Origin of the sequence: Taklimakanibacter lacteus, assembly GCA_003576695.1 — a bacterium.
GTDB classification, from domain to species: Bacteria; Pseudomonadota; Alphaproteobacteria; order Rhizobiales; family Aestuariivirgaceae; genus Taklimakanibacter; species Taklimakanibacter lacteus.
In genome coordinates this window covers 278,902-294,305 of record QOZQ01000003.1, presented here as the reverse complement: position 1 = coordinate 294,305, position 15,404 = coordinate 278,902, and the positions used below count along the sequence as shown (strand labels likewise).

Genomic DNA, 15,404 nt, shown 5'->3' with positions numbered 1-15,404 from the left:
CCTACTCGGCGGCCATTGCCGTACGCAGTTCCGGCTCCTCCAACGATTCCTCATGTATCTCGTCTGCAATCGGCTTGATCCGGAACCACGCGGCATAAAGCGCGGGAAGGAAGAGCAGGATCAACACCGTCCCGACCGCCGTCCCGCCGATCAGCGTATAGGCCATCGATCCCCAGAAGACGGAATGCGTGAGCGGGATGAAGGCGAGCACGGCAGCAAGAGCGGTCAGGATCACGGGCCTCGTTCGTTGCACCGTGGCCTCGATGACGGCGTGATAATCGTCAAGGCCGCCAGCACGATTCTCCTTGATCTGCTCGGTCAGGATCAGCGTGTTGCGCATCAGGATGCCAGCCAGTCCGATGAGCCCGAGAATGGCATTGAACCCGAAGGGCTGGTTGAAGATGAGCAGCGCAGGCACGACGCCGACAAGGCCGAGCGGCGCCGTCAGCAGCACCATGGCCATCATCGAGAAGGACCGCACCTGCAGCATGATGATGATGAGCGTGGCCGCGATCATGGCCGGGAAGATCTTGCCCAACGCGTCGTTGGCCTTGGTGGCCTCCTCGATCGATCCGCCCATTTCGATGCGGTAGCCGGCCGGAAGGGATGCGATCAGCGGCTGAAGCGCGGTCATGACCTGCTTGGAAACCTCCGGAGGCTGCGTAGCCTCATTGATGTCCGAGCGGACCGTGATGACGGGCGTGCGGTCGCGGCGCTTCAGGATCGGCTCCTCCAGACGGACTTCCGAATGGCCGATCTGGTCGAGTGGTATCTGCCGGCCATCCCGGCTCATCAGCGAGAAATCCGCCAGGCGCGCCGGGTCCAGCCTCCCAGCCCCGGCACTGCGTGCCACGATGGGGACGTTGCGGATGTCCTCACGGACTTGCGTGACGGGAATTCCGGTGAGGAGGAACTGCAGCTGCTGGCCCACCTCCGCCGGTGACAGGCCAATGAGATTCAGCCGATCCTGATCGGGCACGAAGCGCAGCACAGGCGTACGGTTGCCCCAGTCGCGGTTGGCCTCCCGCACATCAGGGACGCCCCGCATGATGTCGAGCGCCTTTTCGGAAATGGCGTAGAGTTGCGTGGGATCGGGTCCCATGATCCGGAACTCGACCGGGAAGACTGAGGGGGGACCGAAGACGAACTGTGTGACGCGCACATAAGCCTCAGGTGCCAACCCCTGGACCACCGCCTCACGGAGCCTATGCTTCAGGACCTCGCGCGTTTCTGCGTCCGGTGTCAGCACGACGATCTTGGCGAAGGCAGGATCAGGCAGCTCCGGCGACAGCGCCAGGAAGAATCTCGGCGCGCCCTGGCCGACATAGCTCGTGACGATCTTGGCCTCGGGCTGCTTGGCGAGCCAGTGCTCGAGCTTCTCGACCGCTTCTGTCGTCGTCTCGATGCTGGTGCCTTCCGGCAGGCGAACCTCCACCAGCACTTCGGGGCGATCGGATGTCGGGAAGAATTGCTGCTTGACCGCGCCCATGCCGACGACCGAAAGAGCGAAGGCGATGGCTACGATGCCGCTGGTCAGGAATTTGTGGCGGACCGCAAAAGTGATGAGCCGCCGCAGGCGGCGATAGTTCGGGGTGTCGTAGATCGCGTGATGACCGCCTTCGACCGGTTTGATCGCGGGCAGCATCTTCACGCCCAGATAGGGCGTGAAGGCCACTGCGACGATCCAGGAGACGATCAGCGCGAAGCCCACGATCCAGAAGATGTTGCCGGCATATTCGCCGGCCGTCGAAGGCGCGAAGCCTACGGGAAGGAATCCGGCGACCGTCACGAGCGTTCCGGACAGCATCGGCGCCGCAGTGTGGCTCCATGCATAGGCCGCAGCCTTGATGCGGTCCATGCCTTCCTCCATTTTCACCACCATCACCTCGATGGCGATGATGGCGTCGTCCACGAGAAGACCGAGCGCCAGGATGAGAGCGCCGAGCGTGATGCGGTCGAAGAACCGGCCGGTCTCCAGCATGATGAGGAACACGACGGCAAGCGTCAGGGGGACGGCAGCTGCCACGACGATGCCGACACGCCAGCCGAGGCTAAGGAGGCTCACCAACAGCACCACGCCGAGCGCCATCGCGAACTTCATCATGAATTCATCGACCGCCGAAGTGATGTTGACGGCCTGGTCTGTCACCTTGTCGAGCGTCATCCCGAGCGGCAGCGTCTGTGCAATGGCCGCCGTCCTGTCCTCCAGCGCCTTGCCAAGCGCCAGACCATCCCAGCCTTCTTGCATGACCACCGCGAGTTCGATGGTCGGCTCCCCCTGATGTCGGATGATATAGGTCGGAGGATCCTCATAGCCGCGGCGAACCTCGGCAATGTCGGAAAGCTTCAGTGTCCGCCCCCCGGCGACGATCGGCGTGTCGGCGATCGCCTGGGTACTGTCATAAGCGCCGTCGATCCGTATGAAGACCTGCGGCCCTTTGGTGTCGATCGAGCCTGCGGGTGTGACGGTGTTCTGTCGCTGCAAGGCGGCAACGATATCCTGTGCCGATACACCGAGGGTTGCCAGTTTGGCATAGGAAAACTCGACGAATATCTGCTCGGGACGTTCACCGAGGATGTTGATCTTCTTGACGCCGGGCACATGCAGCAAGTCCTGGCGAATGGTCTCGGCTTGCCTTGCGAGATCCCGCATCGGCATGCCCTTCGCCTTGAGGGCGTACAGGGCGAAGCTGACATCGGAATATTCATCGTTGACGAAGGGCCCGTAGACGCCGGACGGCAGGTTGCGGGCTTCATCGCCAAGCTTCTTGCGCGCCTGGTAGAACTCTTCCTGCACGACAGATGGCGGCGTGCTGTCCTTCAGCGTAACCGTCATATATGCATAACCTGGCCGTGTGGTCGTCTCCACCCGATCGTACCAGGTCAGCTCCTGGATCCGTTTCTCCAACGGTTCTGCGACGAGATCCTGCATCTCGCGCGCGGTAGCGCCCGGCCATGCCGTCGTCACCGTCAGAGTCTTGATGGTGAAGTTGGGGTCCTCCGCCCGGCCGAGCATGAAGAAGGCGTAGGCGCCCGCGGCCGCCAGCAGGAGGATGAAGAACAGGGTGACGGCCCGTTCGCGGACCGCGATCGCGGAAAGGTTGAGGCTCATCAGCTGCCTCCGCCTTCGGACTCAGTCCTGACACGAGCGCCTTCCCGCAGAAGATGAGCGCCGAGCGAAACAATCGGATCATCAGAGCTCAGTCCGGAGATCACAGCGGCTTCGCCGCTCACCCGAACAAGCTTGACGGGCCGAAAACGCACCGTCGAGGTGCTCCTGTCCAGAGCCCAAACGCCGGTCTTCTGGCCGTCATCGAGCACGGCTCCCAGCGGCACCTCGATTTCAGACTCACTCGCCTGGCTGGCCAGCCGAAGGGTGACCGTCGCACCAAGCGGGGCTGTCGCAGCCTCGCCGTCGAGCACATAACGAGCCTCATAGGTACGGGTCTGGGGATCGGCGGAGTCCGATAGCTGGCGCAGATGCGCCTTGTAACGGTGTCCATCGCCTCCATATATGCTGGCCTCGGCCAAAGAGCCGATTGCCGGCCGGAGCGTTTCGGGGAGCGCCACCACCGCTTCGCGGGGACCGGCTTTTGCGATCCGGACCACGGTCTGGCCTGCAGAGACGACCTGCCCCGGCTCGCCCAGCGTTTCGACCACTGTTCCATCGGCGTCCGCCACCAGCACTGAGTAAGCCGCCTCATTCCGGGCGACTCGCGCTTCGGCTTCGGCGGCGGCGAGTTGCGCCTCCGCCGTATCCGACGCTGCCTTCGCCTGCTCGTAGCGCTGCTGGGAGACCCACCCTTTCCTGGCCAGGCTGGCATATCGCCGTTCATCGGCCGTCGTCTGAACGACAGATGCGCGCGCTGCGGCAACGGCGTTGTTCTTCGCGGTGAGCGCTAGGCTGAGGTCGGTCTCGTCGATCCGCATCAGCGGTTGACCGGCCTTGACCTGCTCACCCGTATCCACAAGCCGTTCCACGATCTTGCCGGCGACGCGAAAACCAAGATTGCTCTGCACTTTCGCCGCTATGAGGCCCGTGAAGCCGCGCTCGGATCCGGTCACCGACGCTGCCGTCACCAATCTGACGATCGGTGGTTCCTGCCTCGGGTCGCCGACGGCAGATGCCTCCTGCGGGCGAATGGATAATGTGGCGAATGCGACCGCCCCTGACACTGCGATCAGGATGCCCCCCAGGACGATGACCGGTCTTTTTTTCATGACATTCGCCTCATAAAAATAGATTGCATTCACACTCTATATCCTATATAGATGTCGAACGCAATCTAAAAAAGAGGTCAACCATGCGCACGAGCCGCATCCAGGCTGAGGAAAACCGCCAGAGGGTTATCGATGTGGCTAGCCGCCTTTTCCGGGAACACGGTTTTGACGGCATCGGCCTTAAGGACCTGATGGAAAATGCCGGGCTGACCCAGGGCGCGTTTTACAAGCAGTTCGAGTCAAAGGACGACCTGGCGGCGCAGGCTGCCGAGCGGGCGCTGGAGAGCGCTTCCCGCCGGTGGTCAGCCGCGGCTGCAGCCAATCCTGAAGACCCGCTCGGCGCGGTGATCGCTTTCTATCTCAGCATGGAGCATCGCGAGGAAAGGAGGGACGGCTGCCCGGTCGTGGCGCTCGGCTCGGATGCCGCCAGGCAGAGCGCCAATGTGAAGGCTTCGTTCGAAACGGGGACCAGGCAATATCTCGAGATGCTTGGCCCATGGATCGACCCGGCCAAAAGCAGGAGATCGCGCGCCAAGGCCATGGCCGTCCTCTCGACAATGGTCGGCGCGGTGCTCCTCTCGCGCGCTGTCAATGACGAGCAATTGTCAAAGCAATTCCTGCAAGCAGGCGCCCTGGGCGTGCGGGCGGCGTTGTCCAAAGGCGACGCCCAGCCGGCGACACGCCGATGAGGATGTCCGCGCTTCTTGGTGCTTCTCTCACCCCCCAATCTAAATAAAGAAGAAGTGAATTTCATGAGCAAGACCAATCACGGCGTCGCCCTGGTGACGGGGGCATCCACCGGCATCGGGCACGCCACGGCCAAAACCCTGCAGAATGCGGGCTTTCGTGTATTCGGGACCAGCCGTCGCGCGGCCGCCGAACGATCCGATGGCGTAACCATGCTGTCCTGCGACGTGACGGATGATACATCCGTGGCCAAGCTGGTCGATGAGGTGCTGGCCAAGGCCGGCCGCATTGACCTGCTTGTCAACAATGCCGGCATTGGCCTGCTGGGCGGCGCGGAGGAATCCTCGGTTGCCCAGGCGCAGGCGCTGTTCGACGTAAACGTCTTCGGCGTCCTTCGCATCACCAATGCGGTGTTGCCGACGATGCGGCATCAGGCGAAGGGCAGAATCGTCAATTTGAGTTCGGTGCTGGGCCTGATTCCAGCTCCCTATTCCGCGCTCTATGCGTCGACCAAGCATGCCATCGAAGGCTATTCCGAATCGCTCGACCACGAACTGCGCCCATTCGGAATTCGCGTTGTGTTGGTCGAGCCGGCCTATACCCGGACCTCCTTTGAAGAAAATCTCGCCAGACCTGATCAGTTGCTTGATATCTATGGCCGCGCCCGTGCCGGCATGAATATGATCCTTCGGAAAGCGATGGAGACAGGCGATGCTCCCGAGGTTGTCGCAGAGACGGTCTTGAAGGCAGCGACCGCTTCCGTTCCCCGGAGGCGTTATGCGGCGGGGAAAATGGCGCGCCAGGTCAGCTTCCTGCGCCGCTTCGTCCCGGAATCCGCTTTTGACAAGAGCCTGCGAAAGCAGAACGGGCTGCCGGTCTGACATCGTCACATCATGTGCCGACCTCTTGCCTGCGGCGGTCACGGTGTCTCCTTGCTGCACGCCAAGCTCACGCCGCAAAGCGGCTCTTGATGAACGCGCGCAAGGCAAGCGCCGCCGGTGTCGGCGCCTCAGCTTTCGCCCAGGCGAGCAGGATGCGCTGGGCCGGCAATCGGTCGGAGATCGGCCGGATCGCGAGCCTGGCGCCGTCATAGCTCTGGTCACCCTTGGGCCGCGTATAGGCGACAGCGATGCCGAGCCCGTTCGCCACCATGCTGCGCTGGAGCTCGAAAGAGGACGCGCGCGCCGCCACATCGACCTCGAGGCCCTGGCCGTTGAACAGCCCCACCACATGCTGCCAGCTCAGCGCCTGGTCGGTGAGGATCAGCGGGTGCCTCGCCAGATCGGCAAGCGCCACCGATGACCGGCGCGCCAGGGCATGACGGGCGGGCAGCATGGCATAGGGCGCAAGCTCAACCAGCGTGTGGCGCGCAATGTCGGGCCCGAGGCCCAGATCATAGGTCAGCGCCAGGTCGATCGATCCCTTGCCGAGCCCCCTGGCCAACTCATCGAAGCCGGCATCGCGGAAGTCGACCGTGACCTCAGGCTCCGCCTTGCGGAAGGCGCCGAGAAGACGCGGCCCCAGATAAGGGGCGAGATCGGTGAAGCAGCCGAGCGTCACCTCACCCAAGACTCCACCTGCATGGGCCAGCGCATTGAGCTGGCCCGCATCTTCGAGAAGCTTGCGCGCCGCGCGAATGAAACTGTTGCCGAAAGCGGTCGGCGAGACGCCTTCGCCCTTGCGGCGCACGAACAGCTTGCGGCCGTAATGCGCTTCGATCTGGGCGATGGCGACCGAGATGGAGGGCTGCGACACATGAAGCCCCTCCGCCGCCTTGGTCACATTGCCGGTATCGGCCGCCGCCACCGCATAGCGCAGCTGCTTGAGGGTCAGTGATAGGAAATCTTGATGTTTCATATTATCAAACATTATTTTACTTGATGTTTGGCGCCATGCAACAGTGCTGGACAGCACAGGAGGGCATGCATGGGCAAATATGTGAGCGCCGAAGAGATCGCGGATTATGAGCGCGACGGCGTCGTCTGCATCAAGGGGCTGTTCAAGGACTGGGTGCCCCAGATCAGCGAGGGGATCGAGCGCAATATGCGCGAGCCCAGCCAGTATGCGGCCGAGAATCTGAAGGCCGGCGAAGGCGGGCGCTTCTTCGACGATTACTGCAACTGGGAGCGTATTCCGGAGTTCACTGAGCTCATCCGCAAGTCGCCAGCCGCCCAGGCCGCGGCCGAGCTCATGCAGTCGACATCGGCTCAGATCTTCCATGACCATGTGCTGGTCAAGGAGCCGGGCACCTCGAAGCCCACGCCCTGGCATCAGGACGCGCCCTATTATTTCGTCGATGGCGCGCAGACGGTGAGCTTCTGGGTGCCGGTCGAGCCGGTGAAGGAGGCGACTTTGCGCTGCATCGCGGGTTCGCATAAATGGCCCAAGATGGTGCTGCCGGTGCGCTGGCTGTCGGAGCAGAATTTCTATGCCGGCGAGCACGACTATCTCCCGGTGCCCGATCCCGATGCCGAGCCCGGCAAGCACAAGGTGGTCGAGTGGCAGATGGAGCCCGGCGATGCCGTGGCCTTCCACTACAAGACCGTGCATGGCGCTCGCGGCAACAATTCGGACCGGCGTCGGCGTGCTTTCTCGATGCGCTGGGTGGGCGATGACGCGCATTATGTCACGCGGCCCGGCCGCACCTCGCCGCCCTATCCCGGCCATGACATGAAGGACGGCCAGCGGCTGCGCGAAGACTGGTTTCCGGTGATCTGGCGGCAATAGAGCGCCGGACGTTCCAATTGAATCTCCCGACGCCCTATCTCTTTGATTTGCGCATCGGATCAGCCGAAACCGCTTCGATGCTCCGGCTCCTGCCATAAAGTGGGCGGAAAGGGCGCCTCTACTGGAGCCTCTTCCGCTCCGGGGGCCACCATGAGATTGCTCGCTCTGCTCGTCCTGCTTGCCATTGGCGCAGTTCCGGCCAAGGCGCAGGAGCCTGTCTCCTTCACCACATCCGACGGCATCACCGTCTATGGCGACTACTATGCCGGCCCCAGGGCTGAGGGACCGGTGATCCTCGCCTTCCACCAGGCCGGCTTCAACCGTCTCGAATATCGCGAGATCGCGCCGCGCCTCGTGAAAGATGGCTTTTCGGTCCTCGCCATCGACCAGCGCTCGGGCGGCAACTATGGCGAGGTGGAGAACCGCACCGCGAAGGAAGCGAAAGGCTTCTGGGTCTTTACCGATGCCCTGCCCGATCTCGAGGCGGCACTCAACCGGGCGCGCGAGAAACACCCCAAGAGCAGGATCATCGCCTGGGGCTCAAGCTATTCGGCCTCGCTCGCCATCATCCTGGCCTCGAAGCACAAGGATGTCGCGGGCGTGCTCGCCTTCTCGCCCGGCGAGTATTTCGACGGCAAGCCGTCAGTGCGGGCGGCGGCGAAAGAGGTCACGGTACCGGTCTTCATCACTTCGCGTGGCGACAAGGAGAAGGTCATCGCCAGGCTGATCCTCGAGGCGCTCGCCTCCAAGGACAAGACGCAGTTCATCCCCGACAGCACCGGCGTGCATGGATCGAGCGCGCTGCTCCAGCCGCAAGGCAAGTCGGACGAATACTGGAAGGCGACCGAAGCGTTTCTCGCGAACTTCGAGTAACCCCGCCTAAGTTTTCATCCTGAAGCGCCGGTTGCTGCGCAGATTCGCCAAGGAGGGCCGCCCGCCGGCAAACAGGGCGGCGAGATCGAGCTCATCGATCATCTGCTCGCAGATCCGATAGCCCACTTCGCGATAGGCTTCGAACTGCTCCTCATCGAAGAACTGATCGCCGGTCGACTCATTGGGGAAATCATGATGCGCGCCGCGATAGCCCTTGGCGCCGATCGCCAGCCTCATGATCAGGGCCGACTTCAAATAGATGATGATGCCCATCCTGGGCCAGCCCTTGCCGCCGCGCTCGCCATAGTCGATCCGGCCGACGCAATAGCCCTTCTCGGCGAATTCGGCGCCTTTCGGATAGTCGGTCAACTGGGCGCTGGCGATCATCCGCGCCGGGCTCGAGTCTTCGAATCCGCGTTCGCCCGTCTTCTTGACCTGCATGTCGAAATGCACCGTTGCGCCGAAATCCTGAGCCACCCGCTGCACCGCCGTGACCAGATCGCTGTAGGAGGAAGCATTGTCCTGCCCGCCGTCGCAGACAATCATCAGGCCGCAGCGCCGGCGCACCAGTTCGTAAACCGCGAGATTCTCGAAATGGCCGCCATCGGCGATCTCCAGCCATTTCGAGTCTTCCCGGTAACCGCGGCGCACCAGCGCATAGAAGCCGCCGGGCCAGAAATGATTGGGGCGCAGCGGCAGAAATCTCGGTACGCCAAGCCGCGGATTGGGAATCCAATAGCCCAGCCTGACATTGAGCAGGCTCATGGCCAGGGACACAAAAGTACTGCGGGTAAGGCCGCGACCGCCGGCGGCGCCGCGCGGATTGGCGGCAGCACCCGAGATGGCCATCGCCGAGGCCAGCGTCATGTCCTTGGTCGAGGATTTCCCGGTCTTGTGCCAGCCGGTGGCGGATGATCCGATGAATTCCGGCGTCAGGATGAAATTGTCGCCGCCGCGCTGGCGATATTTCCGTTCGCTCGAATTGGTCAACACCACATTGGCGTTGATGATCTGATACGGGCCCTTGGACCAGACCTTGCTCCAGCAATTGGCCAGACGCCACTCATTGGCGGCGGTTGCCGCGGCGTTGCTGTCGCCCTTCAGGGTCAAGGCGTCCGGCAGGAAGGCTTCCATCAGGCGGTCACGATAGAAGCGGTGCAAGCCGATATGGTTGGTGTTGACGAACCAGCCGCCCAGAAGTGCTGCGATGACGGCGGCGCCGATCAAGGCGCGGGGCAGCAACTCGCCTTCCATGAAGGTCAGAGCCAGCCGATGGCCCAGCAGCAGGATGCCATAGGCGAACAGTGCCGCGCCGACGATGATGGTGATCTGGGTGAGCCTCGTATTGCCGCGCACCCGGTTCAGCATATTGCCGGCGAAGGTGATGCCGAGCCCCAAAGCCGCCCAGACGCCGCCCAGGCCATAGTTGATATAGTGGCTCACCAGCGGCAGGCTGCCGATGACGAGAAAGGCAATGATGTAGACGAAGACATGGCCGAAGAACCATTCGAAGACGCGCCGGGAGCTGTATTGGATGAGCGCCGGCGTCGGGCTTTGAATCTCCGCATTTGAGTCCCCGACCGCCTGCCCGCGGAGCATGTGCCGCGTGAGCAAGGCGACGACAAAGCCGGCGAAGCCGATGAAGGCGATGCCATAGACGAAGAGGAGGGCTTCCGGAAGCCTCCCGAGAATCGACCAGCCTTTGTCCGGAATGAGGTAATCGGCAAGGTAGCACGAGCCCAGGATCAGCAGCAGGCCGAGCAAGGCCATGCCGCTCGTTTTCTGTTCCACGCCTTTCAGTCCCTGCAGAGGACTTTGCCGGGTGATGTAGGCGACTGCCAATACCGAGACGACGAGGACGATGAGCCAGAGGATGACGGCGGTCGTCGGCGGCGGCAACGCCGCAATGGCCTCTGATCCGCCAGGCGCGAAGAGCGCCTTGATCGCAGGGAGCATCCAGAAGGCCATGACCGCAAGCAGCATGAAGCCGGACAGGATCGCGAGCGCGACCAGCAGCCAGCTGTACCACTTCGTTCTCGCTTCGGCCGGCACCGCCGCATCGGCCGATTTCTGGTCCTCATCCGCCTCTGTCAGGCTCGTCCATGACAGCAGAGAGTGATTGAGACTGCCGAGAATGAACAGCCCCAAGAGCGCCAGCGCCAGGATGAGCATCAGGAGAAAGGCCGGCGGAATCGTCTGGTTCAATTCCAGTTGGCCGTTCGACCCCACCGCCTCGGCAGCCGTTTCGAGCGTGCCCGGAGCCACCATGCGCACGGCGAAAGGCAGGCCCTTGAGGAAAGGCAACCGTCCTGCCGCATAGATCAGCCCCATCACCAGCGCCGTAACCGGTACCCAGATCACCAGATTGAGCAGGATGGCGCGCGCCACCACGGCAAGGCCGGACCAAAGGGTGAGACCATTGCCCGGCGCCAGATAATTTCCCTGGACGCGCAGATATTGCAGCGGCGTAAGCCGCTTTTTGCCGTCAACCGGATCCGGCGCCGGCTCGGGCTCCGGCAGGCGTGGATCGCGTATGCCGAAAGGAAGGTTACCTCCCGTGTCGTAGCGGCTTTCATAATCGGGTTCGCCGGGCGCGTTGCCGCGCAGCCACCAGGTGAGCGCCGAGCCTATATAACCGCCGCCCGACACGGTCGAGAGATAGTCCACATGCTTCAAAAGGCCAGCGCCGGCGAGCTTCTGCATGATGCCGAGCGAGACGGTGGCGGATCTTATGCCGCCACCGGAAAAGGCGAGGCCAATCGTGTAAGGCCCCTCGCGCGGTGCCGCGCGCTGCAGGTTCTGCAAGAGCTTCCTTGGCGCATCGCGCCGCTCGCCCACGGTCGCAAGCTCTTCCAGCAGCATTTGCTTGTCCGAGTTGCCCATTATCCCGCTTCTCCGCTTACAGGGTTTTCAGATATTCGATGAGCTGCTGTTTCTCGACGTCCGTCAGCTCGGTGCCATAGGCATGGCCGAGCCGGCCATTGCCCGGCAGCTCCGTGTCGAACAGAAAATTGCTCGGGCAGGATGGCTCCTCGCGATCGGAAACGAAGCCCATATTCACCGGATCATAGACATCGCAGCCGCGATAGAAGGTGAGGCGGCGCTGCTGCGGCCGCGTCAACAACTCCTTGAGATTGGCCACGGCGCCATTGTGCAGATAGGGTGCAGTCAACCAGAGGCCCGATATCGGTCCCGCCATATAGCCCTTGCTCTTGACCATATTGGCGCGCCGCACGCCCATCTCCAACGCCACCTTGTTGGCGCCGTCGGCATCTTCCTGCCGCCAGGTGTCATAGCGTTCGCGGTCGGTGCCGATATCCTCGATCGGAACCACCTTGCCGAAATATTTGCCACCGGTCTCATGGCAGTCGGCGCAGTTCGCCTGGTAGAGCACCCTGCCCGCCCGAACCGCCGGGTCGTCCACAGGCGGCGCAAGCGGATATTTCGGCGGTTTCACGCGCTGCAGATAGGCGCGGATGTCGCGCATCTGTTTCTCGAAATGGGGACCGGGTGGTGCGCCAAGACCCAGGGCGGAATCCATGATCACCGCAAGGGGATCCAACGTCTCGCCGGCCCAATTCATCGACTGGCCCTCGCGCGCCGAGAGATTCCAGATTGCCGGGAAATCGGCATTGCCGGTCGTCTGGTCGGTGTGGCGGTCGGCATCGAGCAGGAAGAACTTGGTGAGATTCATCGGGTCGTCCCGGCCGGGGCCCCAGTCGGGCCGCTTCATGCCGGGGCGGAAATCATCCTGGTCCATCCAGGCGAAGCCATCGACCTGCTCGAGTATCCTCGCGCGCACGACCGGGATCAGGGCGTGATAGATCGCCCAGTCATCCAGCCCCATCTTGAAGTTGCGCTTGATCTCCTCCCACATTCCCTTGAAGCTGAACTTCTCGTCATTGGCGGCGCAGCGCAGGAAGCGCAGGAATTCCTGTGATTGCGTCGTATGCGATGGCCCTGTCGGCACGATGATCGGCTTGTCGGCCACGCTCATGCGGTAGCTCGCCGTGTGGCAGATGGCGCAGGTCTGGGTGATGCGGTCGAAGCCCAGTCGGCGCTTGGAGAAGCCCACCGGCAGCTCGCGCCCCTCCTCCCAGGGCAGGCCGAAGGCGCGATAGCCACCAAGCTTGTTGCCGGGCAGGCAATGGGGAAAGACGCGCGGCAGGACATAGAAGATCGGATAGGGAATGCCACGATCGTTCTCGGCATTCATCGAGCCGTATTTGAACTGCTCTTCGGCGATATTCGCGCGGCAGCCCTCCTGATGCGCCTTCTCGACATCGGCGCAGACATCCTGCGGCTCGACATAGAAGAACTTGTAGTTGGAATAGAAAACGACGCAGACGCCGAGAAGAAGCAACAGCAACGGGCCGCTCAGGAACCTGATGACGCTTCTGCGTATGGTCTCGTAAATCGGCATGTTCGGCCTCTCAGAAGGTCTTGAGATATTCGATCAGCGCATTCTTTTCGGCATCGGCAAGGTCAGTTCCATAATCATGGCCGAAACTGCCATTGCCCTTGCAGATCTCGGCGTCACAGGTGCCACGGTTGTCGGGCGCGGTGGCGCCGCATTGCGCCAGGCCTTCAGCCTTGGTGGCGTAGCAGAAGAGATAGGGCTTCGTTCCTTCGGAGATCTGGCCGGGCCGCGAGACGAAACCCATGTCGTCCGGATCATAGACGGTGAAGCCGCGATAGAAGGCGGCTGGACGCTCGCCCGGCGGCTTGAGGAGGTCGCGCAGCGACGGCACCGACCCATTGTGAAGATAGGGCGCTCTCAGCCACAGCCCGTCGAGCGGCATATTGGCGTAGCCGTCACTCTTTCGAAAATTCTGAAAGCGCTCCTCGGCATCACCGACATAGAGCGCGCTCTGATTCAGCATCAGATCGTAGCTGTAATTGTCGAAGCGGTAGCGGTCGGTGCCGATCTCCGCGATCTTCGTCGTCTGCCCCACCCATTCGCCGCTGAAATCGGTGCCTGAGACGCCATGGCATTTGGCGCAACGCGCCTGGTAGACCGGCTGGCCCTGGGCTGCGAGCCCCTTGTCGACCGGGAAGTAGGAAGCGAAGCTCGGCGGCTTGGCGGTCAGTACCCATTTCTCCATCAGGCCAACGGATTCGCGGTCGAGAATGGGAAAATTGGCGCCGGTGCCGAAGGCTGCCGAACGGTTCCGTTCCTCGAGCTTGTTGTTGTTGCCGTCCCAATGCAGCCACATATGGCGCTTCTGTTCCTGCAGCCAGATGGAGGGGAAGTCGACGACGCCGATACGCTCTTGCGGCGGGATGTTCTGGCGCGGCCAGTTCATCAGGGCCTTGGCGGGCGAGAATGTGTCGAAGCGGCCGGGACCGAAGGCCGGCTCGTCGAGCGTGAACTCGAAGCGCTCGCTGATATTCTCGATGAGCTGCTTCATCTGCTTGACGCCGATGAAGCGCAACGCCATGCGGTTGATGAAATCGAGATCCACCTTCTGATCGTCGATCGCCTTCAGAATATCATCCGCCGTGAAACGCGGGTCCTGAGCGATCGTCGTCAGGAAGTTCTGGAAACCTTCGAGATCGACCGTGTTGGCCGGCATGCCGAGCACGATCTCAGGCTTGTCCTTGTCCGATTTCCGGATCACGCCCGCATGGCAGACCGCGCAATTGAGGAAGATGCGCTCGAGCCCCATGAAATTGCGCATGGTCGTGCCGACCGGGCGCTGGTGGCGCGGGCGTGGCGCGCCATCGGCGAATTCTTCGGTGATGAAGCCGAAGGCGCCCCAGCCTTCCGCCTCGCGGCCCCTGGGGAGCTTGTCTCTGAAGAGCACGGGTAAGACCTGCCAGACGGCAAAGGGAATGCCGAAATTCTTGTCGCCACCCGTCGAGCCATATTTGAACTGCAGCGCGGGATTATCCGCGAAGATTTCCGGTTCGTCGCGGCTGAGGCGCCAGCCGAAATAGAGTCCGGTGATGATGAGAAACGCCAACAGGACCTTGATGATTCGCCGCCAGGGAAGCACTGCCAGGTTCATGGGCTGTCTGCCTCCTCGATCAACTGCATGGCATCCGCTTCGGCGGTCAGACCCGACTTCCACACCGGAATGGACCGGCGCGGCGTTTCCGGATCGAAAGCACCCTTGGTCTCCATGGCATCCATCGGCGCCATGCCAGCTTCCACCAATGAAGCCGGATCGCGGTTGGGGATCTTCGGATCGGTGATCGACAGCCCGTCAGGAAAGGCCGCCGTCAGGGCGTCGATCATCGGCTGCGATGACGGCTTGCTCGCTGCCACATGTTTCAGCCGGCTTGCGGCGGCGATCCGGTTGGCGCGCTGCACCGAGCGGGCAAACTGGTCGATGCCGTCGAAATCCTGGCGTATGACCAGACCCTCCACCTTACCTGGAAGCCTGGCCGCGACGCGCGGATTGGCGTTGCTCTCATCCCAGGGGGCGGCCGAGAAGATCGGCCCGCGCGACTGGTGGCAGGCGTGACAGGTGGCCTCATCGATCGCGGTGAAGCTCTGTTGCCCTCCGTCGCGATAGTTCTCGACCTGGAGGAAGCGGAATTCTCCCGCTGCTTCATCGAAGGCGATAATCTCCAGCGCGGCCACGGCAGGCTGATAGCCGATGAATAGACGGTCGCGCAGCCTGATCCCGGCCTTGCCGTCCCGGCTAACCGCCAGGACGATGCGCGGCGATGTGAAATAATCGGGATCGGCCGCGAAGCGCTGCAATGACCGGCCGAGCGGTATGAAGCCCGTCTGCAGCCGGGCGCCGGTGCGCGAGGCAAGGTCATCGACCAACGCCGAGATCGGGTAAGGCAGAGACGGCTCGCCATTCCCGGCCGGATAAAGCTGGTCGAAGACCGTCGCCGCGATGGCCGGGTTGACCGCCAAGGCCAGCGTCAATGCTGCAAGG

Annotated in this window: 11 protein-coding genes; 4 read left to right on the top strand and 7 right to left on the bottom strand. The window is 62.6% G+C overall.

Annotated features, from left to right (window positions below):
* Position 1 precedes the first annotated feature (1 nt).
* Positions 2 to 3,112: an efflux RND transporter permease subunit gene (locus tag DT068_RS06975; protein ID WP_119389076.1), complete on the bottom strand. Its 3,111-nt coding sequence runs from the start codon at positions 3,110 to 3,112 to the stop codon at positions 2 to 4.
* Positions 3,112 to 4,221 (bottom strand): efflux RND transporter periplasmic adaptor subunit, encoded by a 1,110-nt coding sequence (locus tag DT068_RS06970; RefSeq protein ID WP_119389075.1) that lies wholly within the window; start codon positions 4,219 to 4,221, stop codon positions 3,112 to 3,114. The genes DT068_RS06975 and DT068_RS06970 overlap by 1 nt, the downstream gene beginning before the upstream one ends.
* An 83-nt stretch (positions 4,222 to 4,304) precedes the next feature.
* Here DT068_RS06970 and DT068_RS06965 point away from each other — a divergent pair, with 83 nt between their 5' ends.
* Both DT068_RS06965 and DT068_RS06960 read left to right on the top strand, forming a co-directional pair.
* The gene (locus tag DT068_RS06965; protein WP_119389074.1) at positions 4,305 to 4,910 is read left to right on the top strand and encodes a TetR/AcrR family transcriptional regulator; all 606 of its coding nucleotides are present in this window, start codon (positions 4,305 to 4,307) and stop codon (positions 4,908 to 4,910) included.
* Positions 4,911 to 4,973: 63 nt separating this feature from the next.
* Positions 4,974 to 5,789 carry an oxidoreductase gene (locus tag DT068_RS06960; protein ID WP_119389073.1) on the top strand — a complete coding sequence of 272 codons (816 nt, stop codon included), beginning with the start codon at positions 4,974 to 4,976 and terminating at the stop codon, positions 5,787 to 5,789.
* A gap of 67 nt (positions 5,790 to 5,856) precedes the next feature.
* Here the strand turns inward: DT068_RS06960 and DT068_RS06955 are convergent, their stop codons facing one another.
* Positions 5,857 to 6,765: a LysR family transcriptional regulator gene (locus DT068_RS06955; protein ID WP_119389072.1), complete on the bottom strand. Its 909-nt coding sequence runs from the start codon at positions 6,763 to 6,765 to the stop codon at positions 5,857 to 5,859.
* A gap of 69 nt (positions 6,766 to 6,834) precedes the next feature.
* On the opposite strand from DT068_RS06955, the gene DT068_RS06950 reads away from it, so the two are divergent.
* Positions 6,835 to 7,635, top strand: a complete 801-nt coding sequence (locus DT068_RS06950) for a phytanoyl-CoA dioxygenase family protein (protein WP_119389071.1) — start codon at positions 6,835 to 6,837, stop codon at positions 7,633 to 7,635.
* Positions 7,636 to 7,785: 150 nt separating this feature from the next.
* Positions 7,786 to 8,508 carry an alpha/beta hydrolase gene (locus tag DT068_RS06945; RefSeq protein ID WP_119389070.1) on the top strand — a complete coding sequence of 241 codons (723 nt, stop codon included), beginning with the start codon at positions 7,786 to 7,788 and terminating at the stop codon, positions 8,506 to 8,508.
* A gap of 6 nt (positions 8,509 to 8,514) precedes the next feature.
* On the opposite strand, the gene DT068_RS06940 is transcribed toward DT068_RS06945, so the two are convergent.
* From DT068_RS06940 to DT068_RS06925, 4 genes are read right to left on the bottom strand one after another with little or no spacing between them, the layout of a single operon-like run.
* Positions 8,515 to 11,391: a patatin-like phospholipase family protein gene (locus DT068_RS06940; protein WP_119389069.1), complete on the bottom strand. Its 2,877-nt coding sequence runs from the start codon at positions 11,389 to 11,391 to the stop codon at positions 8,515 to 8,517.
* A 16-nt stretch (positions 11,392 to 11,407) separates the two neighbouring features.
* Positions 11,408 to 12,931, bottom strand: coding sequence for a c-type cytochrome (locus DT068_RS06935; protein ID WP_119389068.1), 1,524 nt, complete (start codon positions 12,929 to 12,931; stop codon positions 11,408 to 11,410).
* A 10-nt stretch (positions 12,932 to 12,941) separates the two neighbouring features.
* Positions 12,942 to 14,519 carry a c-type cytochrome gene (locus DT068_RS06930; protein ID WP_119389067.1) on the bottom strand — a complete coding sequence of 526 codons (1,578 nt, stop codon included), beginning with the start codon at positions 14,517 to 14,519 and terminating at the stop codon, positions 12,942 to 12,944.
* On the bottom strand, positions 14,516 to 15,394 hold the full coding sequence (locus DT068_RS06925) for a hypothetical protein (RefSeq protein ID WP_119389066.1): 879 nt from the start codon (positions 15,392 to 15,394) through the stop codon (positions 14,516 to 14,518). The genes DT068_RS06930 and DT068_RS06925 overlap by 4 nt, the downstream gene beginning before the upstream one ends.
* Between the last annotated feature and the right edge of the window lie 10 nt (positions 15,395 to 15,404).

Coding starts and splice junctions, on each gene's coding strand:
- DT068_RS06955 (WP_119389072.1), bottom strand. CDS start 6,765: ATGAAACATCAAGATTTCCTATCACTGACCCTCAAGCAGCTGCGCTAT.
- DT068_RS06945 (WP_119389070.1), top strand. CDS start 7,786: ATGAGATTGCTCGCTCTGCTCGTCCTGCTTGCCATTGGCGCAGTTCCG.
- DT068_RS06970 (WP_119389075.1), bottom strand. CDS start 4,221: ATGAAAAAAAGACCGGTCATCGTCCTGGGGGGCATCCTGATCGCAGTG.
- DT068_RS06950 (WP_119389071.1), top strand. CDS start 6,835: ATGGGCAAATATGTGAGCGCCGAAGAGATCGCGGATTATGAGCGCGAC.
- DT068_RS06965 (WP_119389074.1), top strand. CDS start 4,305: ATGCGCACGAGCCGCATCCAGGCTGAGGAAAACCGCCAGAGGGTTATC.
- DT068_RS06935 (WP_119389068.1), bottom strand. CDS start 12,931: ATGCCGATTTACGAGACCATACGCAGAAGCGTCATCAGGTTCCTGAGC.
- DT068_RS06940 (WP_119389069.1), bottom strand. CDS start 11,391: ATGGGCAACTCGGACAAGCAAATGCTGCTGGAAGAGCTTGCGACCGTG.
- DT068_RS06930 (WP_119389067.1), bottom strand. CDS start 14,519: ATGAACCTGGCAGTGCTTCCCTGGCGGCGAATCATCAAGGTCCTGTTG.
- DT068_RS06975 (WP_119389076.1), bottom strand. CDS start 3,112: ATGAGCCTCAACCTTTCCGCGATCGCGGTCCGCGAACGGGCCGTCACC.
- DT068_RS06960 (WP_119389073.1), top strand. CDS start 4,974: ATGAGCAAGACCAATCACGGCGTCGCCCTGGTGACGGGGGCATCCACC.